Raw genomic sequence first — 22713 nt, forward strand, 5'->3', positions numbered from 1 at the left:
AGCGGCCACCGCGGTTTTCCTGAAACTACGCGGTGTGCTTTTCCCGAGCTTCGCCCGGTCCCACACGCCATCATCAACGGCTGGCTCTGGACTTGGGGGCGGCCAGACAACACATCGCCGTAATCACGATCAGCGCGATATGTGGGGGCACAAAGCTATTCAGTGTTGCAGTCCAGTCCAATGACACAACGACAATCGCTACGCCTGTGGCCCCGCCCAACAGCGTCAGCATTCTGGTCAACGCACTGCTGTGGCTGATCTGTGTAGAGTGCAGGCCCACATAGGCCCCTGACATTGCCTGCAGGGTTAGAATGCCCACACCCGCGCCTCGTAAGAAGATACCCAATGCCATGGCTGGTATCGTCGGAGCCAGCGCAGGCCATGCCATTATCATAGATCCGCACAGCGCAGCGCTGGTACCTGCCCAGACCACCGTGCGCTCGCACCAACGGGCGTTTTGTCTGGCTATGTACTGTCTGGCCAATAGAGTGCCGAGGCCGTGAAGCGCCAAAAGTAGGCCTACCGTTCCCGACGAGTAATTCCCAACACGTGCGAAGTAAAGCGGTAACAGCAGTAGCGAACCGTAGTAATGCACGCTCGACAGAAACAGCAGAACGCAGGAACGCCTTACGTGGTTCATGCGTAATATAGTTAAATCCAGCAACGCCCGAGCCGGTGCTCGCATTGCATGGTTGGCAAACATGGCGAACAAGGCCAGGCCGGCGATGATGATACCTATGGGCGTGACAGAGGTCTGTATTGATCCGGTAAGCCTGGTGATTCCCAGAATGACCAGCGCCATTGCGGGGCACAGCATCAAGAAACCTTGGGCGTCAAACTGTATGTGTTGATGCTCTTTGGTAATCGGAATGAGGCGCCTGGCTTGTACTACAGCGATTAGGCAGATGGGTAAGTGAAGGTAAAATACACTCCTCCAGCCCAGAGCTTCCAGAATCGCCCCCCCTGTTAGAGCGCCCAAGATGGGCGCTAAAACCGATGGGATCGCAATAGCCGCCAGCGCCGTTTTTGCCTTCCCCTTACTTACAGAGCTCATCACGATAGTCTGCATAGTGGGTAGCAGCAGCCCTGTCGCGATGCCTTGGAGTGCTCGGGCTGCGATAAGCATGTGTATGTTCTGCGCAGCGCTCGACAACATCGCTCCAGCTAGAAATAGCCACAAGCTGTACAGCCATACCTGTCTTGCTCCGACCTTCCCGACACACCAGCTCGAGAGAGGTACTGCACTGGCTGCGGCCAATGCATAGGCAGTGATGACCCATTGGGCTAAGTTGAGTGATGCACCCAGTTGTTCAGCGATGCCACCGACTGCGACGTTGACCATTGTGGTGTCAAGAAGAGGAAGAATCGCTCCGCTTGCCAAAGTATAAACAAGACGCTTATCGGCCTTATCCAACCGCTCTGAAGTCTGTCGTGTGTTCATGCATGCGCATCCGTCGGACGCTTATCTGGAGTCGACGTCAATGTGGTTGGCGAAAATAGTAATGTCAGCGCGCTGAAACCCCTGGTGTAAAATCCGTCCTCGTGGAAGCTGCAGTCAGGGGCCAGGCGCAGATCTTTCATGTGGTCAAGAATCAGGTTCGCGGTATGCCTGATTTGCATCATGGAGAACGCCGCGCCGACACACACGTGCGGGCCTGTGCCGAAAGCCAAATGCGGTGATATTTTTTCATTCCTACTATGGCTCTCGCCCCGTCGATCAATCCTGAACTCACTGGCAGCGTGATAAGCCGAAGGATCCCGATTGGCTGCCCCAAGCATACAGAACACAAGGTCTCCCCTTGAAAACTTCACGCCCGGTAAGGTTGCTCCTTGCTCGGCTTGACGAGGGATCAGCTGAACCGGTGAGCTCATCCGTAATGTTTCGTTGATTGCACTGGTTAACAGGCTTCTGTCCTTCACGACTCGTTGAAACAGTTCAGGCTGTTCTAGTAGATGCTTGAATAGATAGGCTAGCGTTTTATCCGCTGGCTCCGTAGCTGCCAGGAGAATATTCAGGACCAATGCCACAAGCTCTGCGGTGGTCATTTTTTGTTCTGGCGGCGTGCTACCGTAGATTGCGGAAATCAGGCTTTCATCTGGGTGTTGAATTTTGTGCTCTATGAGTGGTGTCAGGTACTGTATCAAGCGTCTACTGCAATCAAGGCTGAATTCTCTTTCGGTGTCAGTCAGATCCAGGCTGGTGATGAAATTCGCTATGCCATGGTGCCAGGCAGCTACTTGCTCATGCCTCTCTGTTGGTAGTCCCAGCACCCTGAGTGTGACCTTTACGCCATACTCTTTGCCGAATTCAGAAATCAGATCGATTTTACCTGCTGGTAGAAATCTCTTAAGTATTGACTCGGTGATTTCAGTAATCATCGTGCTGTATTTTTCTCTGAACAGGTGTCCAGTCAACCCAGAGAGCACACCCTTACGTTTTGAATGGTGCTCAGAGCCGTCCATCTGAGCCAGTACTCGCTCGCCCATGACCGGCTGAGCGCGCTGACCCAGCGGAGTGGTGGTAAAGGATGATGAACGAAGCACGTCGTTCACGTCGTCGTAGCACCCAATGAAATAAGCGTTCAATCCAGGGTCATACAGTATTTGGGTCGCGTCGTAGGCTTGAGAGTACAGCGCGGGTAGATTTGATGGTGTGATGAAGGCGCGAATGTCTATCTGCTTGATGGTTCTCATTGTCTGCTCTTTTTTTGTTTTTGGAATTCTTGTTTTTAGATGTTCACGCGCCAGTCGATAGAATTCCGTGGGCTTGGTTTTTTCCCATTTTAAGCGGAAATTTCTTTGCCCAAAGTGATTCGCCTATGGGCCAAATTCGATGATAGGCAAATACGGATGTTGAGGTGCCAATCATTTTTGGAGTGTCTAGGTAAAAGGGAAGCTCCGCTAAAATGTATCGGGTGGCGAAGGCTACATGCTGATCTATCTCCGAAGGGAGTTTGGCAGTGGCATTGCACCCCGATTGACGCCCCAGGATTGCTTGTTGAGACATTGCTGCGCACGCCGTTCGGAAAGGTTCGCTTTTGAGGTACGCATCATCTACCTCTGCCCGCAATGTCTTATACTCCTGCAGTTCAAAAAAGTCCGAGAATTCCATTAGTCGGGTGTGTTTGGCTCGCTTGCCAAGCGAATTGATAACTTCGGAAATAGTGCGGCGGTGGCGTCTTAGTTCTTTGCGAACTTTTCTGGCGATTTTCTCTGGTGTGTGCACGCTGTCGTTTAGTAATAAGGCGCTGTTATCTTCGTCTGGTAGTAAAATGTCCACGCTTTTGAATTCGCTATGCCCCCAATTGATGAGAGATTCGACATAGGTTGGAGAAAACCTGGAGTTGAACGGGCTGATTCCGATAAGTAGGTGGTCGCGGAGATTTAGGATTGATTTGCACTGTTCTGAGTAGCCTTGGATCTCAAAGGACAGTGTTTGAAACTTTCGCAGTCCTGAATCTATGAGTGAGTTGTCAGCGCGGGGCATAGGTTGACTCCTGGTCTTCCATGATAAGATTGACTTATTTTGTAATGAAATGAGCTTGGCTTTTGGTACGGGGGGAAGTGTACTGGGGGTAATTACAGGGCTACTATCGAATGAAAATCATTCGGTATCGAATAGATGTCAAGAATCAGACCGCGCGGTCAAAGTGTGTCTGCACTTGATGACAGAAAATTTCAGCCGTCGGCAGAGGAACCTCTGAGATGCACTGTGCGCTTTCATCCTGCCGAGACCGAAATTCAAGCGCATAGCCACTCCTGGGTACAAATCGTTTTTTCCACTCGGGGCATCATTCGAGTGTCCATGCAACAGTCGGTCTACACGGTGCAGCCTTGGCGTGCAATCTGGATTCCGGCGGGGGTCGAGCATGTCGTGACAGTGTTGGCAGATTCAGAACTGCATTCGCTGCATCTATTGGTGTCGAGATTTTCCAGCGAAGTCGATCTCGACCTGTTGGCCGCGTTGGAGGGCAAGGAGGGGCGGGTAATGGAAGTCGGCGTGCTTCTTCGTGGTCTGGTGCGCGCACTGGCAGATGAGGACGCTGTCGACCGCTCCCAAGCGCGCTACCGAGCGCTTTGTACGCTGACGCTGCTTGAGGTGCTTCGTGCGCCATCCGTGCAATTGGGAATCGTCCTGCCGTCAGAGAGGCGCTTACGCGCTTTCTGTGAGTCATTTCTTGCATGCCCAAGGCAAGACAGGTCCATGCACGATTTGGCCAATAAGTCCGGGGCCAGCGTAAGTACCATTACCAGGCTTTTTCATACGGAAATGGGCAGCACTTTCCAGGAGTGGCGCCAGAAGGTGCTGTTGGCTCATGCCTTGACGTTGGCGGCGAAGGGGATGCCGATTGCTCAAATTGCTTTTGAGCTGGGCTATAGCAACCCCAGTGCGTTTAGTTTTATGGTCACCCGTCTGGTGGGGATGCCTCCCAATCAGTTCCTGCGCCAGGAATAACTCCTCTCCAAACCGTACTCGTCCCCCCTGTGGGACCGGGCGTGCTCGGGAAAAGCACACCGCGCAGTTACATGAAAAACCACAGTGGCCGCTTCCCGAGCTTCGCCCGGTCCCACAAGGGCGCGCGCAGGCACAAAAAAACCGGCCACTTGGGCCGGTTTTTCGTAGGGCTGGCAGTTACGCCGCCTTGGCTTCCTGCTGGCTCAACGAGCGGTTCAGCGCGCTGAACAGCGCCTTGAAGCTGGCCGTGGTGATGTTCTCGTCCACACCCACACCATGCACCGCACGGCCGCCGGCTACGCGCAGTTCGATGTAGGCCGCCGCCTTGGCGTTGGTGCCCGCGCCGATGGCGTGTTCGTTGTAGTCCATGATTTCCACCGGTACCGGCATGGAAGAGGCCAGGGCTTCCAGGGCGCCGTTGCCCTTGCCGCGCCAGTGTACGGTTTCGCCGTCGCTGTGCACTTCCACATCGACTTTGCTGTTGCCGTTCTCTTCCTGCAGGCGGTGGCTGACCAGCGCGTACGGGGCGTTGGCTTGCAGGTATTCCTTGTGCAGCAGGGCGTAGATCTGCTGGGCAGTCATTTCCAGGCCCAGGCGGTCGGTTTCACCCTGTACCACTTGGCTGAACTCGATCTGCATGCGGCGTGGCAGGCTGATGCCGTATTCCTGTTCCAGCAGGTAGGTGATGCCGCCTTTGCCCGACTGGCTGTTGACGCGGATGACCGCCTCGTAGCTGCGGCCGATGTCGGCCGGGTCGATCGGCAGGTAAGGCACTTCCCACAGGGTGTCTTCTTTTTGCTGGGTGAAGCCCTTGCGGATGGCGTCCTGGTGCGAACCGGAGAACGCGGTGTGGACCAGGTCGCCCACGTACGGGTGACGCGGGTGCACGGCGATCTGGTTGCACTCTTCGACGACTTTGCGCACGCCGTCGATGTCGGAGAAGTCCAGTTCAGGGTTCACGCCCTGGGTGTACAGGTTCAACGCCAGGGTCACCAGGTCGACGTTGCCGGTACGCTCGCCGTTGCCGAACAGGCAGCCTTCGACGCGGTCGGCGCCGGCCATCAGGCCCAGCTCGGTAGCGGCTACGCCAGTGCCACGGTCGTTGTGGGTGTGCAGGCTGATGATCACGCTGTCACGGCGCGATACGTTGCGGCCGAACCATTCGATCTGGTCGGCGTAGATGTTTGGGGTGCTGACTTCGACAGTGGCCGGCAGGTTGAGGATGATCTTGTGCTCTGGCGTCGGGTTCCACACCTCGATCACGGCGTCACAGACTTCCTTGGCGAATTCCAGCTCGGTGGCGCTGAAGGTTTCCGGCGAGTACTGGAAGGTCCACTGGGTTTCAGGCTGCTGGGCGGCGTATTTGACGAACAGCTTGGCCGCGTTGACCGCGATGTCCTTGACGCCTTGCTTGTCCTGGTTGAAGACGATCTTGCGGAAGGACGGCGAGGTGGCGTTGTACAGGTGCACGATGGCCTTCTTGGCGCCTTTCAGCGATTCGAAGGTGCGTGCGATCAAGTCTTCACGGGCCTGGGTCAGCACCTGAATGGTGGTGTCTTCCGGGATGTGATTGTCTTCGATCAGGGTGCGAACGAAGTCGAAGTCGGTTTGCGAAGCCGACGGGAACGAGGCCTCGATCTCTTTCACGCCCACGCTGACCAGGGTCTTCCAGAAACGCAGCTTCTTCACCGCGTCCATCGGCTCGATCAGCGACTGGTTGCCGTCGCGCAGGTCGGAGCTGCACCAGATAGGCGCGGTAGTGATGGTCTGGTTCGGCCAGGTACGGTCAGGCAGGTTGACCTGGGCGAAGGCGCGGTATTTGGACGACGGGTCTTTGAGCATGGTCATGATGGGCAATCCTTGTTGTGCGGCCTTGAAAAGGGCCTGCCGGCTAAAACTGAAAGAGAAGGGCGAGGCGACGCGATTCAGCGTGGCAGTCGTGCACTGACCAGGCTTAGGCAGCGGTGTTGACGAAGGAGAATGAGGGTGTGAAGAGTTTTCATGGGTTCAACTTAACCATTGCGGCAGGGGATGGCAAGCATCTGTGAAACTTTGAGATAAGTTATCTCTGTTGGCTTTTTTGTGGTTTTTTGTGCTCTTTAATCGAATTTTTTTGAGGGAAAATTGTTTGGGTGATTCGCGGTGCGCAATCTCGTATATTGGCTTGGGTCAAGTAGCGCGGAGCAGGGTCATGACTGAAGCTGAGTGGAAACTGTGGAGTCAATATCGTCCATTGGCCGTTGAGCGCCTGTATGAACGGCTACGGCGCAAGATGATGGCGGCGGCGGCGGATGATGCGGCGTTGGCGCGGGAGCATTTTCATGCGGTTAGAGACCTCTGCAATGAGGGTAACGAAGAGGTGGTACGGGTGTTCGATAACTTTCGCCATTCGCGAGGATATGCCTCTATTAACCTTCAAGCGGTCTACGTGAGGGGGCTGCTTACCGAGGATGAGGTGGCATCATTCAGTGAAGAAACGCAGGCGAAGCTGAGGGATGCGTTGGCGTATTTCAACAATCCTGACTGACACCGGCGGACTATTGCGGTGTGGCTGCCGGCCTCTCGCGAGCAAGCTTTGCTCCCACAGTGTCAAGGCAGCCACCGAGGAAGACCTCACACTAGGGCAGCAAGCTTTGCTCACAATGTCAAGCCGAGCACCGTGAATGGCCTTACACCGTGGGAGCAACCGGGGTCGCGCTCGACCTTGCTCGCGAGAGGCCCGGTGGCCCGCCGCATCTGTCAGGGCTGAAACGCGCCGATGAAGATGGCGGGGTCCACACGGGCATCATTCAGGCTGACGTTCCAGTGCATATGCGGCCCCGTCGCCCGCCCAGTCATGCCTACACGCCCCACCACCGCACCGCGCGCCAGATCCTGCCCCACCTTCACGTCAATCTTCGACATGTGGCAGAACATGCTGATAAACCCCTGCCCATGGTCGACGAACACGGTGTTGCCGTTGAAGAAGTAGTTGCCCACCAGAATCACCTTGCCCGCCGCCGGCGTTTTGATCGGCGTACCGGCCGGCACTGCGAAGTCCAGTCCGGCATGGGGGTTGCGCTCCTCGCCATTGAAGAAGCGGCGTACGCCAAACCGGCTCGACAGCGGGCCGTTGACCGGCTTGTCCAGCAACAGGTTGCTCGGCGTGCCGGGGCTGAAGCTGCGGTAGGCCTTGAGCTGCTCGGCCAGTTCCACCTCGAAGCGTTTCAGGTCGGCCGGGTTCGGATTGACCTGGCGGTTGTTCTTCAAGGTGATGTGTTGCTCGGGATAGTGCTTGCTGCCCACCACAAAGCCCAGGCTGCGCTGGTCGACTGTGGTGATGCGTGCCGCGCCGGGTTTCTGGGTCAGCGGCAGGCCGACGATGGCACGCCAGTTCTGCTGTTCGCGTACCACCAGCACGGGCTTGCCGTCGAAGTAGGCCTTGGGCGCCTGGGCCGCGCTGCCCAGGTCGATGACGGCGACGCCACCGGGCACCGGCTTGTTCAGCAGGCGGGTCAGGTAGCTGTCGGCCTGGGCATTGAAGCCCAGGCACAGCAATAGCAGGGCAGGCAGCAGGCGGCGCATGGTTCAGTCCAGTAGCGAGAGGGTGACCGGAGTCAGGTGGTTGTCTTCGACGCGCACCTGCAGTTCGCCTTCGCCCAGTTTGGCGGTCAGGCGCTGGCCGGTGCGGGTCTGCTCGGCGCGGCGCACGGCTTGGCCACGTTCGTCCAGCAGGATGCTGTAGCCGCGGCTGAGGGTGGCCAGGGGGCTGACGATGTGCAGGGTCTGCATCTGGTTGTTCAACTGCACGCGGCGGGCTTTGAGGCCGTCACGCATGGCCCGCGGCAGGCGCTCGGCCAGGCCTTCGATGCGCTGGCGCAGCATGGCCAGGGTGCGGCCCGGGTGTTGCCCGGCCAGGCGCGTTTCCAGCTGCGCCAGGCGGTGCTTGCGCAGGTTCAGGCGTTGCTCGAAGGCGCGGCGCATGCGCATGTCCAGGTCGTCCAGGCGCTGGGCCTGCTGGCGCAGGCGCTCGCCGGGGTGGCGCAGGCGCTTGGTCAGGCCGTCCAGGCGCAGGCGGTCGTGGGCCAGGCGGTTCTGGATGCGCATCAGCAGACGCCGTTGCAGGCTTTCCAGGCGGCGTTGCAGGTCGCTGCTGTCGGGTGCCAGCAGTTCGGCGGCGGCCGAGGGCGTGGGGGCGCGTACGTCGGCGACGAAGTCACTGATGGACACGTCGGTTTCATGGCCGACGGCGCTGACGATCGGCGTCACGCAGGCGGCGATGGCGCGGGCCACGGCTTCTTCGTTGAAGCACCACAGGTCCTCCAGCGAGCCGCCGCCACGGGCGAGGATGATGGCGTCGAAACCGCCGGCGTCGGCCAGGCGGATGCCGCGCACGATCTGGTTGATGGCCTCGCGGCCCTGCACGGCGGTGGGGATCAGGGTCAGCTCGACCTGCGGCGCACGGCGGCGGAACACGCTGATGATGTCGCGGATCACCGCGCCGGTGGGCGAGCTGACGATGCCGATGCGCTGCGGGTGGGCGGGCAGGGGCACCTTGCGGTCGCTGCTGAACAGGCCTTCGCTGCTGAGCTTTTCCTTCAACGCGTCGAAGGCCAGGCGCAGGGCGCCGTCACCGGCCGGCTCCACGGTGTCGAGGATCAGTTGGTAGTCGCCGCGGCCTTCGAACAGCGAGACCTTGCCGCGCACCTTCACTGCCAGGCCGTCCTTCAGCGCCTGGCGCACGCGCTGGGCGTTCTGCCGGAACAGGGCGCAGCGTACCTGGGCGCCGCTGTCCTTGAGGGTGAAATACACGTGGCCAGACGCCGGGCGGGCGAGGTTGGAGATTTCGCCTTCCACCCAGATGTTGCTGAACACGTCTTCGAGCAGCACGCGGGCGCGGCCGTTGAGCTGGCTGACGGTGAGGACCTCGCGGTCCAGGCCGAGTACGGCAAAGGGGTCTTTGTTCATGGGGGCATCATAAGGGGAATATGGCCGGCCAGCCACCGGTCATGGACCGTAGCCGCTGCCGTCAGGCTGCGCTGGCCTCAAGCCTCGCTGAAGGTCAGCAGTGCTCACTGGGGCCAGCGCAGCCTGGAGGCAGCGGCTACAGCGGTGGGAATGCGCGGCAGAACTCGGCGATCAGGGATGAATCGTCGGCGCGGCACGCCAGCGCCACCGTGCTTTGGCAGTCTTCCTCAAGATCAATCAGCCGCACCCCGGCAGGCGCCAGCGCCGCCATGCTCACCGGCAGCAACGCCACGCCAAACCCCGCTTCGATCAACTGCAATTGCGTGGTCTTGCGCGACACCACCTGCGCCGCCCGGGGAAAAAATCCCGCTGCCATACACAGCTCCGCCGACAGGTAACTCAAGCCGCCACGGTCCCGATGCGGGATGGAAATGAACGGCTCCCGCGCCAGTTCCTTGAGGCTTACCTGTTGCCGCGAAGCCAGCCAATGATCACTTGCCACCGCTAACTTCAACGCTTCGGTAAACAATGGCCGCAACACAATACCCTCGCGCTGCCGCAACACGGGCAAGCGCAGCAGCCCCACATCCAGCCGGTGCTCATGCAGTTCCTGCAACTGCGCTTCCGACGATTGCTGGGCAATTTCCAGGCTTACCCCGGGCTGCTCGGCCAGGTAGCCCTTGATGGTTGCCAGCAACCGGCCAGTCAACGGCACCGTGCTGGAGTGGCTGAGGCGAATCTGCCCACGCTGCCCGTGGCCAATTTCCCGCGCCGCCGTGCTGGCCTTGCTCAGTTCCGCCAGCGTGGCCCGTGCCCGCGGTAGGAAGTTTTCCCCGGCGGGCGTCAGGCGCGGCTGACGGGCCGTACGCTCGAACAACTGGGTGCCCAACTCGCCCTCCAGCTCCTTTACCTGCCGGCTCAACGCCGACTGGGCGATGAACAGCCGCTCGGACGCCACGCTGAAGCTGCCGCTGTCGGCGATTTCGACGAAGTAGTGCAGTTGCCGGGTTGAGATCATGGTATGCCGTTTCGAGATAGCTGCTGGGCAAATTGCATATTAGTCGCGATGCCTGGTCCGTGACTAAAGTGACGTGTCATCAACGCAGGAGATAGCCGATGCACTTGCTGAGCGCCTTGCCATTCACCGGGCTGGACTGGACGCTCATGCTGCTGGGCGTGGCCGTGGCTTACATCGTGTTCGGCATCGCCGGTTTTGGCACCGCGCTGGTGGCGGGGCCGGTACTGATCTGCTTCATGCCGCTGGCACGGATCATCCCGCTGCTGGTGCTGCTGGATTTCGTTGCGGCGTTCGGCAACTTGCTGCCGTCACGCACGGCGGTGGCCGGGCGTGAATTGAAACGTCTCTTGCCGTGCATGGCGGTGGGCTGCACGGTAGGCGTGGTCTTCCTGCTCAACCTCCAGTCACGTCTGCTTCTATTGTTGATGGGGTTGTTCATCAGCGCCTACGCCCTTTATGGCCTGCTGGTGAAGGCTCGGCCAGCACGCCTGCGGGCGGCTTGGGCCATGCCGATGGGCGTGGTGGGCGGCCTCTTCGGTGCGCTGTTCGGCAGCGGCGGCTTCCTCTATGCCATTTATCTGAATGCACGCCTGGACAAAGAGCCCGCCCGCGCCACCCAAAGCGCGCTGATCAGTTGCAGCACCGTGGTGCGCCTGACCCTGTTCATCATCGCCGGCGTCTATACCGACGCCGGCCTGCTGGTGCTGGCCGCCGCGCTGTTGCCCGCCATGGCCCTGGGCCTGTGGATGGGCCGCCGCCTGACCATGGGGCTGTCGCGTGAAGCCTTCGTGCGCCTGGTCAACTGGCTGGTGCTGGCCAGCGGCCTCGCGCTGATCGGTCGCTACCTGGGCGCTTGACCTGCGCCCCCATGGCTTTATGCTGCGCGGATTCACGCCACACGCAGGTCAGCCGTCATGAGTTCGCAAAGCATTATCGTCCCGTTGATTTCCAGTTTTCCCGGGCGCGAAGGCAAGGCCCGGCGGGTGCTGCGCTGGTTGTGGCAGAAAAACATCATCGAAGAACAGCTGACCACCTGCGGCCGCACCGGCAATGGCATGGGCTACGCCATCGGCCCGGGCGCGCGCAATGTGGTCGAGCATCCCGAGCTGCTGCCCTACGGCCAGCCGGTCAACGGCCTGGAGCTGGTGACCAAGCGCTGCATCTTCACCCCCACCCAAAACTTCAAGGAAGAAGCCGGCTGCCCCGAATGCCGCCAGGAAATCGGCGAGGCGCTGTTCGACAGCCTGGAAGACTGGATGCCCGGCCACACCGATAACTTCATGTGCCCCGAATGCCGCCATGAAGACGACATCAACGGCTTCCTGTTCCTGGACCCCTGCGCGTTTTCCAACCTGGGCTTCATCTTTAATGGCTGGGCCGACGCACGGTTCAAGCCCGAATTTCTTTACGAGTTCGGCGAGCGTCTGGAACGCAAGGTGCGCGTGGTGCGGGTCGATCTGTAGGGTGCGACGCAATTGCCCTGATGTTTACATTGAGCATCGGGGCATGTATGAGTATAATGGCGCGCTTCCATTTTTCCCGCTCGGGAGCCCCCGCGATGCTGCGTATCAGCCAAGAAGCACTGACCTTCGACGACATTCTTCTCGTACCCGGTTATTCCGAAGTACTGCCTAATGAAGTCAGCCTGAAGACCCGTTTGACCCGTGGCATCGAGCTGAATATTCCTCTGGTCTCCGCCGCCATGGACACCGTGACCGAAGCCCGTCTGGCCATTGCCATGGCCCAGGAAGGCGGCATCGGCATCATCCACAAGAACATGACCATCGAGCAGCAAGCTGCCGAAGTGCGCAAGGTCAAGAAGTTCGAGGCCGGCGTGGTCAAGGACCCGATCACCATCGAGGCTGACGCCACGGTACGTGACCTGTTCGAGCTGACCCGCCTGCACAACATCTCCGGCGTTCCGGTACTGCACGATGGCGACCTGGTCGGTATCGTCACTTCCCGTGACGTGCGTTTCGAAACCCGTCTGGAAGCCACCGTTCGCGAAGTGATGACGCCTAAAGAGCGTCTGGTCACCGTGCGCGAAGGCGCCGACAAGAACGAAGTGCGCGAGCTGCTGCACAAGCACCGCCTGGAAAAAGTCCTGATCGTGGACGACAAGTTCCAGCTCAAGGGCATGATGACCGTCAAGGACATCGAAAAGGCCAAGGCCTACCCGCTGGCCAGCAAGGACGACCAGGCTCGCCTGCGCGTCGGCGCGGCCGTCGGCACCGGCAAGGACACCGGCGAGCGCGTTGCCGCCCTGGTAGCCGCCGGCGTTGACGTGGTGGTGGTCGACACTGCCCACGGTCACTCCAAGGGCGTGATCGATCGCGTTCGCTGGGTCAAGGACAACTACCCGCAAGTGCAGGTCATCGGTGGCAACATCGCCACTGGCGCTGCGGCCAAGGCCCTGGTTGAGGCCGGCGCCGATGCAGTCAAGGTCGGTATCGGCCCAGGCTCCATCTGCACCACCCGTATCGTTGCCGGTGTAGGCGTGCCGCAAATCAGCGCCATCGCCAACGTCGCCGCCGCCCTGGAAGGTTCGGGCGTGCCGCTGATCGCCGATGGCGGTATCCGCTTCTCCGGTGACCTGTCCAAGGCCATCGTCGCGGGCGCCTCGTGCGTGATGATGGGTTCGATGTTCGCCGGTACCGAAGAGGCCCCGGGCGAGATCGAGCTGTTCCAGGGCCGCTCGTACAAGGCTTACCGCGGCATGGGTTCGCTGGGCGCCATGTCCCAGGCCCAGGGCTCGAGCGACCGTTACTTCCAGGATTCGGCCGCTGGCGCCGAAAAACTGGTACCGGAAGGCATCGAAGGCCGCGTGCCGTACAAAGGCACCCTGACCGCCATCATCCACCAGCTGATGGGTGGCCTGCGTTCTTCCATGGGTTACACCGGCAGCGCCAACATCGAAGAAATGCGCACCAAGCCTGAATTCGTGCGCATCACCGGTGCCGGCATGGCTGAATCTCACGTCCACGACGTGCAGATCACCAAGGAAGCGCCGAACTATCGCGTAGGTTGACCTCAAGCGCCCGTGGCCACCGCCCCGGGCGCTTGCTGAATTTTTAGGCGGGGCTGTTCATTGCAGCCCCGTGTTGTTTCCGATTACCACTGACGAGAACTAGTCATGGCCCTCGACATTCACGCCCACCGAATCCTGATTCTGGACTTCGGTTCCCAGTACACCCAGCTGATCGCCCGTCGCGTGCGCGAAATCGGCGTGTACTGCGAGCTGCACCCCTTCGACATGGACGACGAAGCGATTCGCGAATTCGCCCCGCGCGGCATCATCCTGGCCGGTGGCCCGGAATCCGTGCACGAAGCCAACAGCCCGCGTGCACCGCAAGCGGTGTGGGACCTGGGCGTGCCGGTATTCGGCATCTGCTACGGCATGCAGACCATGGCCGAGCAACTGGGTGGCAAGGTTGAAGGTTCCGAGCTGCGTGAGTTCGGCTACGCCCGTGTCGACGTGGTGGGCAAGAGCCGCATCCTCGACGGCATCGAAGACCACGTCGACGCTGACGGCGTGTTCGGCCTGGACGTGTGGATGAGCCACGGTGACAAGGTCACCAAGATTCCGGAAGGCTTCCACGTGCTGGCCAGCACCCCAAGCTGCCCGATCGCCGGCATGGTCGACGACACTCGTGGCTACTACGGCGTGCAGTTCCACCCGGAAGTGACCCACACCAAGCAGGGTGGTCGCATCCTGTCGCGCTTCATCCTCGACATCTGCGAATGTGAAGCCCTGTGGACGCCGTCGAAGATCGCTGAAGACGCCATCGCCAACATCCGCGCTCAGGTGGGTACCGACAACGTCCTGCTGGGCCTGTCCGGTGGTGTTGACTCCTCGGTGGTTGCAGCCCTGCTGCACAAGGCCATCGGCGACCAGCTGACCTGCGTGTTCGTCGACAACGGCCTGCTGCGCCTGCACGAAGGTGAGCAAGTGATGGCCATGTTCGCCGAGAACATGGGCGTCAAGGTGATCCGCGCCAACGCCGAAGACCAGTTCCTGAACAACCTGGCCGGCGAAGCCGACCCTGAGAAGAAGCGCAAGATCATCGGCCGCACCTTCATCGACGTGTTCGATGCCGAATCCTGCAAGCTGGACAACATCAAGTACCTGGCCCAGGGCACCATCTACCCGGACGTGATCGAGTCGGCTGGCGCCAAGAGCGGCAAGGCCCACGTGATCAAGTCGCACCACAACGTGGGTGGCCTGCCGGAGGAGATGAACCTCAAGCTGGTCGAGCCATTGCGCGAGCTGTTCAAGGACGAAGTTCGTCGTCTGGGCCTGGAACTGGGCCTGCCGTACGACATGGTCTACCGTCACCCGTTCCCGGGCCCGGGCCTGGGCGTGCGCATCCTGGGTGAAGTGAAGAAAGAGTACGCCGACCTGCTGCGTCGCGCCGACCACATCTTCATCGAAGAACTGCGCAAGGCCGACTGGTACCACAAGGTCAGCCAGGCTTTCGTGGTGTTCCAGCCGGTGAAATCGGTGGGCGTGGTCGGTGACGGCCGTCGTTACGCCTGGGTTGTTGCCCTGCGCGCCGTTGAAACCATCGACTTCATGACTGCACGTTGGGCGCACCTGCCTTACGAGCTGCTGGAAACCGTCAGCGGCCGTATCATCAATGAGATCGAAGGTATTTCGCGCGTGACGTACGACGTGTCGAGCAAGCCGCCTGCGACGATTGAGTGGGAATGATGCGATTGGCCTGAGGGCTGATGGCTGAAAAAAACCGCCCGGGGCCTTGTGCCTCGGGCGGTTTTTTTATGCTTCGCGAAATGCCGGGAATAGACAGGTACCTGATTGAACCTGCGCATCATTTCAGGGTGCGTTTGCAAGGCCGTCAGGCCTGATCCACCGCGCAGCTTGTGACGCCGCCTTCGGCAGCTTGCAGGTGTGGGCGTACACCGTGGGATCAAAGGGGGCGCCGAGCCCTTGCTCGCGATGGCATTAACGCCGTGGCCCTGAAAGACGGCGTCGCCTGCATCGCGGCCAAGGCCGGCTCCTACCGCGGACGGCGTAGGAGCCGACTTTAGTCGCGATGCAGGCGACGCGATTTCAAGACAGTTGCTGCTACAGGCTGGCGCTGTCTGGATCGCGGCCAAGGCCGGCTCCTACCACGGACGGTGTAGGAGCCGACTTTAGTCGCGATGCAGACGACGCTGTTTCAAGACAGTTGCTGCTACAGAGGTGCGGCGTACCCCGTCGATCGCGTCGTGCGTTGCTCAGCCGACGTTTTTCATGCCGATCAGCGTCAAGGCCGTGATCAGCTCGCGAGTGTTGTCAAAGCGCCGGTTGTGCACGGTGGTCCACTTTGGCCGTTCGATGTAGATGAACTCGCCGTCCTTCTTGATGGGCGTATACACCAGCGCGCCGTCACCGGCGCGGTGTACCAGCACCTTCTGGCCGCTGACATGGTCGAGGGTAAACATGCCCGGGTGCGACAGTTCCGTTTCCAGGTCGCGGGCCTTGTGCAGTGTCGACATGGCGTAATGCAGATCGCTTTTCACGAAGCCCCCAGGCTGTCCCGGTTCGCCCAGCAGGTGCACCCCCGGGTCGACTTCCAGGCCGTGCTCGCTCGGCAGGCGGACGTCATCGATCCGCAGGCCTATGCCCCCCTCCAGTTCAGCCATGCCGGGCACTCCTTTGTAGGTGTTGGCATGGGTATTCCCCACCAGTGCTACCCATCTGGCCTTGCCACGTATGTTGGTATCGGAGGCAATTACGGTGTGGCCGAAGTAGTTCATCATCTTCTGCCGCAAGGTGTCGGTGGTGTCTTTCAGCCCCGCCTGCCGGTAGCTGACCATGCAGTCCAGCGCCTGTACCCGGAGGTGGTGGCGGTTTGCAGTTTTTACCAGTTCCATGAAGTTGTAACGGCCCTGGGGATCGGTGTGGAAACCCTTGTCCAGGCTGTCCAGGTACATTTCCAGCTCTGGTGGCATCTTCCCGGTGCGCGCGAACGCATCCAGGTGCACTTGGTGGAAATCGGTCAGCAAGTGTTCCAGAAACAGCGTGCGCACCTTCTGCTTGGCTAGCAGCTCCATGTTGTCGATAAGGAACTTCTTGCTGGCAATGCTGGCGTGGGCTTCGCCTATCACCACGCCATCGGTCTTGGCGTAGAGGCTTTTGATGATTTCCGGCTGCGAGGTTTGTGGGGCGAAGTCGGGCACCTCCGGCCGCGCCGCCACATTGGGTTGCGCCATGAACTCCTCTGCGTCGGCGCGCAGGCGCTCACGTATGGCCCGAAAGTCCATGTACTTGTCGCTGGTTTGCCCTGGCTTGAGCATCGCTGCCCGCTCGCCGCTGAGCAGCTTGTCCTCATGGCCCATCGCCGCGTCCTGCAGGGTCTCCCGCAGGGCTGCTGGCAGGTCGTAACGGAACGTGGGAGTCAGCGCCGTGCTGGGGCCGGCCACCGGGTTGCCCCACGGTTTCTTGCCGAAGAACTTGCCGCCGCCCTTCAGGCCCAGGCGGCCCACAGGTTCCCAGGTCTCGTCGGCGGTGAGGCGCACCGGTACGCTGCCATAGAAAGAGTGCGGGTTGGCCGGGTCAACGATGGCCCAGTGGTTTTGGTCGTTGACCCAGCCCACCTGATAGGCGATGCCGTCTATGTCGATATGCGGCTGGCCGTCCTCGTTCAAGCGTACGCCACGCATTTTGCCCACCTTGCCGGCGGGGAAACCGTCCAGTATTTCGTTGGTTTCCAGTGGCGCCAGCAGTTCGTTGGTCTCCAGAGGGGCCAGTGGCGTGGGCAGTTGCGCCTGGATGTCGTCCAGGGTGAAGCGCGTCTCGGCCAGGCGGAACTCGCTGCCCACCCCTTCATCCATCCCTGCCCAGAAGAACGTGGCGTTGAACAGCACATCGACCGCACTGACAATCGAGGCGATCACCGCCTCCTTGCGCTTGGCGGTGGTGTGGCCATTGATCGCCTCGTCGATGTGCAGGCCCAGTTCGGCGATGCCGGCGCCCACCACGGCCAGTGTCACCGGCCAGTCCACTGCGGCCATGCCGCCGAAGGTCTTGCCGAACGCACGCAGGTAGCCCACCCACATCTGTTTGCGCAGTTCGTCGTTGGAGTGGCCCAGCAGGGCCAGGTCAGCGTGCATGCGACGTTCGGCGCACCCGGCCAGGAAGGTGAACGGGTCCTGCTGCAAGGGTTGCAGTTTGGGGTCAATCAGCTTCGAGGTGTCATGCCCCCAGTTGTAGAACAACTGGTCGATCTTGTTGTGCAGGGCGTTGTTGCTGTTGTCGACTACGGCCCAATGGCTCATGAACCGGGCTCGGTTCTCGGCCATATTGGTTTCCAGCATGACCCACCAGTACAGGTCCTGCTCGGTTTCGAAGGCATGGAAGGTGTTGACCGAGCCGGGCATGTACAGGTACTGCCAGCCGTCCTCATCGACGATGCGCAGGATATCGGTGGCCACCAGGCCGCCGATCGCGAACGGGTAGACCTTCAGGCGCTTGGAGGGGGGCACTTGCTTGCGCAGCGACATCAGGGAGATGGGGAAGGGCACGTCACCGGCCACGGCCCGCAGCACTATCTTGAACTGGCGATCGGAGATGCGCCGGGCTTCGCGGTCCTCCAGGGCCTTGGAGATGAAGTTGGCCTTGGCCATGATGCGGAAGTCGTCGCGATGAGTGGCCCAGAAGTGGATCATTTCGCTGGAAAATTCCGACGCAAAATTCAGCCCCCAGAAGTCATTGAGTACGTCCTGGGGGTCCAGGCGCACTTCATTCTTTTCGTTGTACACCCGCTCGTTGGGGCCCTGGGTGTAAAACCCGCCCATCTGGTGCAGCAAGTCGGCATTGTCCTGGTCGCCGGGCTGGAAGCGGGCCATCACCAGTTGCGGAAAGGTCATGGACTCGATGGGCTTGCCCCAATGCTCCCAGCCGGTGAAGGAGCGCGGCGTGCTGTTGGCCGAATCCCAGCGGTGCCACCAGATATGGTCAGGCTCACCTTCGTGCCCGGTGTGGCGCTTGAGGATCAGATTGGCGGTATCCCTGGCTTTTTGCCGCATGTCCGGCAGGTTCTCGGCCAGTCGCGTGGCGATATCGATCAGGTGTTGGCGGTCGGCTGCTTTGGGTTCTGTGGTCATTTCTGACGTCCTTGTCGATAAGTGGACGGTCAGTGTGAGGCGGATCCCGATTGAGGGGTGGTGCATAGCTATCCCGGCGTAGCGTTCGTGATTTCTTGGCAAAATGTTTCATTGCTCCCGCAGGCGTGCCTCGGGGTGTATCGTGCCCGGCTGGCGGGCAAGGGCAATCGAGGGGCAGTAATCATGGCGTTGACGCGTCGGCAATGGCTGGGTGGTGTGGCTGGTCTTGCAGCGGTGGGCGTAGGCGCGGGCGGGCTGGCGCGTTATTGGATGGGACGCGCCCAGCCGGGTGCCGGCCATGACTATGTACTGGTGGCAGCGCCCTTGGCCATGGAGCTGGTCAGCGGCCGGCTGTCCGAGGCCTGGGCCTTCGGTGATTCGGTACCGGGCACCGAGTTGCGGGTGCGTCAGGGTGAATGGCTGCGGGTGCGCTTCATCAACCATTTGCCGGTGCCCACCACCATTCACTGGCACGGCATCCGCCTGCCGCTTGAAATGGACGGCGTGCCCTACGTGTCCCAGCTGCCGGTGTTGCCCGGTGAATACTTCGACTACCGCTTCAAGGTGCCGGATGCGGGCAATTATTGGTATCACCCGCATGTGGCCAGTACCGAGCAGTTGGGGCGCGGGCTGGTGGGGCCGCTGATCGTCGAAGAGCGCGAGCCCACAGGGTTTGCCCATGAGGCCACCCTGAGCCTTAAAACCTGGCACGTGGACGAGCAGGGCGCCTTCCTGCCGTTCATGGTGGCGCGGGAGGCTGCGCGCAATGGCACCCTTGGCCGCTTGGCCACGCTCAACGGCATGACCCAGCCCACCCTGGACCTGCCGGCCGGACAGATCGTACGGGTGCGGTTGCTGAACCTGGACAACACCGCCACTTACCGCATCAACCTGCGCGGCGTCGCCGAGGCGCGCCTGTACGCGCTGGACGGCAACCCGATTCGACCCCGTGCACTGGGCAAGGATTACTGGCTGGGGCCGGGCATGCGCGTCTGCCTGGCGGTGAAGATGCCGGCCGTGGGGCAGGAAGTGGCGGTGCGCGACGGTTCGGTACGGCTGGGCACCTTGCGGGCGGTGGCCCATGCGGGCCCTGCAGGTGACTGGCCGGCGCCGCTGCCGCCCAATCCGGTGGCCGAGCCGGACCTGGCCAGCGCCGAAGTGCTCAACTTCAATGTCGAGTGGGTAGGCTCAGTGTCGGCGACAGGTGATAATGGCCGCCCGCCCAGCCTCTGGCAGATCAACGGCCAGGCGTGGGACGTCACCGACAAAACCTGCGCCGACCGGCCCATCGCCCGGCTGACGCGGGGCAAAAGCTACATTTTCGAATTGAAGAACATGACCCAGTACCAGCACCCGATCCACCTGCACGGCATGACCTTCAAGGTGATTGCGTCCAGTCGCCACAGCATCGAGCCGTATTTCACCGACACCTACCTGCTGGGCAAGCACGAGCGGGCACAGGTAGCGTTGGTGGCCGATAACCCCGGTACCTGGATGTTCCACTGCCACGTGGTCGACCACATGGAAACCGGCCTGATGGCCGCCATCGAGGTGGCCTGACATGCGCCAGCCACAGATCATCGATCGTAGCCGCGACCAGCATTTCATGCGCGAAGCGCTGGCGTTGGCGGCCCAGGGCGCGGCCATGGGCGAGGTGCCGGTGGGCGCGGTGCTGGTGCAGGGCGGGGAAATCGTCGGGCGCGGGTTCAATTGCCCGATCAGCGGCAGTGACCCCAGCGCCCATGCCGAGATGGTTGCCATCCGCAACGCGGCGCAGTCGGTCAGCAATTACCGGCTGCCGGGCAGTACGCTCTACGTGACACTTGAACCGTGCAGCATGTGCGCGGGGTTGATCGTGCATTCGCGCGTTGCGCGGGTGGTGTTCGGGGCATTGGAGCCCAAGGCGGGGGTGGCGCAGAGTCAGGGGCAGTTCTTTACCCAGGGGTTCTTGAATCATCGGGTGATGATTGAAGGCGGTGTGCTGGCAGAGGAGTGCGGGGCGATCTTGACTGAGTTCTTCAAGGCTCGCCGAAGCCGCACTTGATTCAACCTGCGACGTTTACTTTGCGGAATGTAAGTGAGACCCGCCTGGTTCGTGGTACGCCTGATTCCTGCTTGCGGGCAGGTATTTCGTGAGTCCATTCGTCCCTAGCAGGCCCTGCCATTACCGTGGCGCTTGATCGTGGAAGAAGCACTTCGTGGCGCGCCTTGCCGTTCCTGAACAGCATGTGCCAGGACTCCAGCAGGCTGATCGTGACGACCGGACCTTTGAAGCAGGTTCTGCAGTCTACATGGGCGCTGATCCCTTGCAAGGTAACGTATTCGTTAACGATCACTTGATCAGGCTTTTCGGGCATCAGCCCTAGCGTCACTAGGCGCTCGGCTATTTGGTCCGCCCAAGCAGGAAGTGGCCCGAGGTAGGCATCCGGACGAATCTGCCGGGCCCGATAATCGTACTTCCAGCCGTAGTGCTGCACTCGGCGTTTCAGCTCGTTGGACCACGGCCCTTCATTGATGAGTCTTAGCAGTCTTTGCTCGTCGGCCTCGGACAGGAAATTTTCTACCACCCTTAAGCCTGCCGGCGGAATTTCCAGCTGTTTCTGTACGGGCAACTTTGGCAAGGCTCTCGCTTCACCGGCACTGGCCAGCCAGCATTTGAACGCAGCGCTGTCCAGGTGCTCGACCAGCTCGATCCTATCATTGAGTTCCAGATACGCATCGCCTTCGCCAGCGACCGTGATCGTTTTCCGTTTGTTATCGATCTTGATTGCCGATTGACTCTCAAACGAGCTGCTGCCGCTGAGCTTGATTCGTTGTTTCAACGTGGCGGGCGCCAGCGCTGCAGCTTGGATGATGGCGAGTGCCTTGACCTCGGTAGTGTTTAGATCCGCTTCGTACCAGCGCCCCCGCCGGCCCAGTTCGCGGGTTAGCCAAGTACCATTTTCTGTCGAGAGATACGCACTGTTCTCTTTAATGGTGCACGTCAAAGGCAGGGGGGAGAGGACTCCCCAAGGCGATGGCTGGCGGGTAACCCACGTGATGCTATCGAGCAATGCGCCGGTTGCGTCGTCTGGGCGATATTTCAGATCCAGGTTGCGGTAACCGTTGATCAGCCCCGAGAGAATGGCGCCCGTCCACCAGATGGCTGGGGGGAGCGCGGGCAGATCGTTTCGCCAGGTTACAAACTGTTCTGGTCGTGGACGCAAAAGGACCAATTGCAACGCCATTCCCAATGGGTCGACGGCGCCAAAACCGATATCGACGGTCTGGGTGTCGTCAAGAATGGAGGATGTAGTGAACAAAAGACCATCGAGAGAGCTCGGCGGCGCCCCGTTGTGCCGGGCGTCATCGCAAATTTGTTCAAGTACTTCCGCAGGCCGCCATGCTTCCTTGATACGGATATTGGTCAGGGTGCGGATGATTGCCGACCACAGTATTAGATCGCGACTACGGCCATTCTTCGTGGGTTTTTGCTCGGCCACCTGCCACGCTGGTTGGTTTAGCCATGGTGCCTGGAGCTCGGTGCGACAGTTTTTCGCTGGCTTGGCTGAAAGCATATTGCACAGCACGTCAAGCCACGGCCTGATGGAGGGTACTGCCCACACCGCCATGGCGGCCGCCCCTCGAAAAGCGTTCCATGACTCAGGGGGGCTATACCGTGAAGCAGCGAGCTTGGAGCGTGCCTTGACCTGGAACGGTGTGGGGACCTGCAGGGGCTCTAGTTGCTCTACTTCAACCGGCTGGCGCGGGCTTTCCAGGTTCGCAAAGCCCTGTGCCATGGCGAGTAAATGCGCCTGTTGTTCATCAGACCCAACCGTGAAGCGCTTGATGGCCGTCAGTGGTAGGGGGCCATGCCAGGCGACGGCTACATCGCCCTCGGTTACTTCGCCCAGCAGGCATTCCTGCCACTTGGAGTGACGCAGCACCTGCACGCGCTCAAGCATCAATACCGCCAGATCGAGCCAGGCAGTTACTTCGGTCTTGGCATTGCGATCGCCCTGGATGACCGGCTTTCCCACGCCCAGGACTATGGGTGTTGGGCTGCTTCTGACAGGCCACCACTTTTCTGCCAGCAGGCTAAGCCACGACCTGCTGTCGAGTGTGAGTGTCAGCTGAACGCCTTCGCGGCCAACGTGTTCGTCCGACTCGGCAAAGAGGGACAATGTCATCGGGGGATCTTGGT

At 60.6% G+C, this 22713-nt stretch carries 17 protein-coding genes; 8 read left to right on the plus strand and 9 right to left on the minus strand.

The window, feature by feature from the left end; translation table 11 throughout:
• Positions 1-73: 73 nt before the first annotated feature.
• From ACZ9GA_RS02530 to ACZ9GA_RS02540, 3 genes are read right to left on the minus strand one after another with little or no spacing between them, the layout of a single operon-like run.
• A complete protein-coding gene (locus tag ACZ9GA_RS02530; protein ID WP_457357336.1) occupies positions 74-1441 on the minus strand; it encodes an MFS transporter in 1368 nt (455 codons plus the stop codon).
• Entirely contained in the window at positions 1438-2694 is a 1257-nt protein-coding gene (locus ACZ9GA_RS02535) for a cytochrome P450 (protein WP_457357334.1), read from the minus strand. Before ACZ9GA_RS02535 ends, ACZ9GA_RS02530 begins: the two co-directional genes overlap by 4 nt.
• A gap of 43 nt (positions 2695-2737) precedes the next feature.
• Positions 2738-3487 (minus strand): tRNA-dependent cyclodipeptide synthase, encoded by a 750-nt coding sequence (locus ACZ9GA_RS02540; RefSeq protein WP_457357332.1) that lies wholly within the window; start codon positions 3485-3487, stop codon positions 2738-2740.
• Positions 3488-3622: 135 nt separating this feature from the next.
• Between ACZ9GA_RS02540 and ACZ9GA_RS02545 the strand changes: the two genes are divergently transcribed.
• Positions 3623-4456, plus strand: coding sequence for an AraC family transcriptional regulator (locus tag ACZ9GA_RS02545; RefSeq protein WP_457357330.1), 834 nt, complete (start codon positions 3623-3625; stop codon positions 4454-4456).
• Between the two features lie 177 nt (positions 4457-4633).
• Here the strand turns inward: ACZ9GA_RS02545 and leuA are convergent, their stop codons facing one another.
• Positions 4634-6304: a 2-isopropylmalate synthase gene (gene leuA, locus ACZ9GA_RS02550; protein WP_457357328.1), complete on the minus strand. Its 1671-nt coding sequence runs from the start codon at positions 6302-6304 to the stop codon at positions 4634-4636.
• A gap of 343 nt (positions 6305-6647) precedes the next feature.
• On the opposite strand from leuA, the gene ACZ9GA_RS02555 reads away from it, so the two are divergent.
• Positions 6648-6983 (plus strand): hypothetical protein, encoded by a 336-nt coding sequence (locus ACZ9GA_RS02555; RefSeq protein ID WP_457357327.1) that lies wholly within the window; start codon positions 6648-6650, stop codon positions 6981-6983.
• Positions 6984-7195: 212 nt separating this feature from the next.
• Here the strand turns inward: ACZ9GA_RS02555 and ACZ9GA_RS02560 are convergent, their stop codons facing one another.
• The 3 genes from ACZ9GA_RS02560 to ACZ9GA_RS02570 all read right to left on the minus strand — a co-directional run bounded on the left by ACZ9GA_RS02560 (position 7196) and on the right by ACZ9GA_RS02570 (position 10421).
• The gene (locus ACZ9GA_RS02560) at positions 7196-8020 is read right to left on the minus strand and encodes a peptidoglycan DD-metalloendopeptidase family protein (protein ID WP_457357325.1); all 825 of its coding nucleotides are present in this window, start codon (positions 8018-8020) and stop codon (positions 7196-7198) included.
• 3 nt (positions 8021-8023) lie between these two features.
• Complete coding sequence (gene xseA, locus ACZ9GA_RS02565) at positions 8024-9403, minus strand: exodeoxyribonuclease VII large subunit (RefSeq protein ID WP_457357323.1); 1380 nt, start codon at positions 9401-9403, stop codon at positions 8024-8026.
• 136 nt (positions 9404-9539) lie between these two features.
• Positions 9540-10421 carry a LysR substrate-binding domain-containing protein gene (locus ACZ9GA_RS02570; protein ID WP_457357321.1) on the minus strand — a complete coding sequence of 294 codons (882 nt, stop codon included), beginning with the start codon at positions 10419-10421 and terminating at the stop codon, positions 9540-9542.
• Between the two features lie 98 nt (positions 10422-10519).
• Here ACZ9GA_RS02570 and ACZ9GA_RS02575 point away from each other — a divergent pair, with 98 nt between their 5' ends.
• From ACZ9GA_RS02575 to guaA, 4 genes are all read left to right on the plus strand, one after another.
• Complete coding sequence (locus ACZ9GA_RS02575) at positions 10520-11278, plus strand: TSUP family transporter (RefSeq protein WP_457357319.1); 759 nt, start codon at positions 10520-10522, stop codon at positions 11276-11278.
• A 57-nt stretch (positions 11279-11335) separates the two neighbouring features.
• Positions 11336-11884: a sugar ABC transporter ATPase gene (locus ACZ9GA_RS02580; protein WP_457357317.1), complete on the plus strand. Its 549-nt coding sequence runs from the start codon at positions 11336-11338 to the stop codon at positions 11882-11884.
• 95 nt (positions 11885-11979) lie between these two features.
• On the plus strand, positions 11980-13449 hold the full coding sequence (gene guaB, locus ACZ9GA_RS02585) for an IMP dehydrogenase (RefSeq protein WP_457357315.1): 1470 nt from the start codon (positions 11980-11982) through the stop codon (positions 13447-13449).
• A gap of 105 nt (positions 13450-13554) precedes the next feature.
• Positions 13555-15132: a glutamine-hydrolyzing GMP synthase gene (gene guaA, locus ACZ9GA_RS02590; protein WP_457357313.1), complete on the plus strand. Its 1578-nt coding sequence runs from the start codon at positions 13555-13557 to the stop codon at positions 15130-15132.
• 527 nt (positions 15133-15659) lie between these two features.
• On the opposite strand, the gene ACZ9GA_RS02595 is transcribed toward guaA, so the two are convergent.
• On the minus strand, positions 15660-18530 hold the full coding sequence (locus ACZ9GA_RS02595; RefSeq protein WP_457357311.1) for a membrane-targeted effector domain-containing toxin: 2871 nt from the start codon (positions 18528-18530) through the stop codon (positions 15660-15662).
• Positions 18531-18713: 183 nt separating this feature from the next.
• Here ACZ9GA_RS02595 and ACZ9GA_RS02600 point away from each other — a divergent pair, with 183 nt between their 5' ends.
• Positions 18714-20090, plus strand: a complete 1377-nt coding sequence (locus ACZ9GA_RS02600; protein ID WP_457357309.1) for a multicopper oxidase family protein — start codon at positions 18714-18716, stop codon at positions 20088-20090.
• Between the two features lies 1 nt (position 20091).
• Positions 20092-20574, plus strand: coding sequence for a tRNA adenosine(34) deaminase TadA (tadA, locus tag ACZ9GA_RS02605; RefSeq protein ID WP_457357307.1), 483 nt, complete (start codon positions 20092-20094; stop codon positions 20572-20574).
• Between the two features lies 1 nt (position 20575).
• Here tadA and ACZ9GA_RS02610 read toward each other — a convergent pair whose 3' ends face one another.
• Positions 20576-22699 (minus strand): alpha-ketoglutarate-dependent dioxygenase AlkB, encoded by a 2124-nt coding sequence (locus ACZ9GA_RS02610; protein ID WP_457357305.1) that lies wholly within the window; start codon positions 22697-22699, stop codon positions 20576-20578.
• Between the last annotated feature and the right edge of the window lie 14 nt (positions 22700-22713).

The organism is Pseudomonas sp. TE3644 (assembly GCF_056278815.1).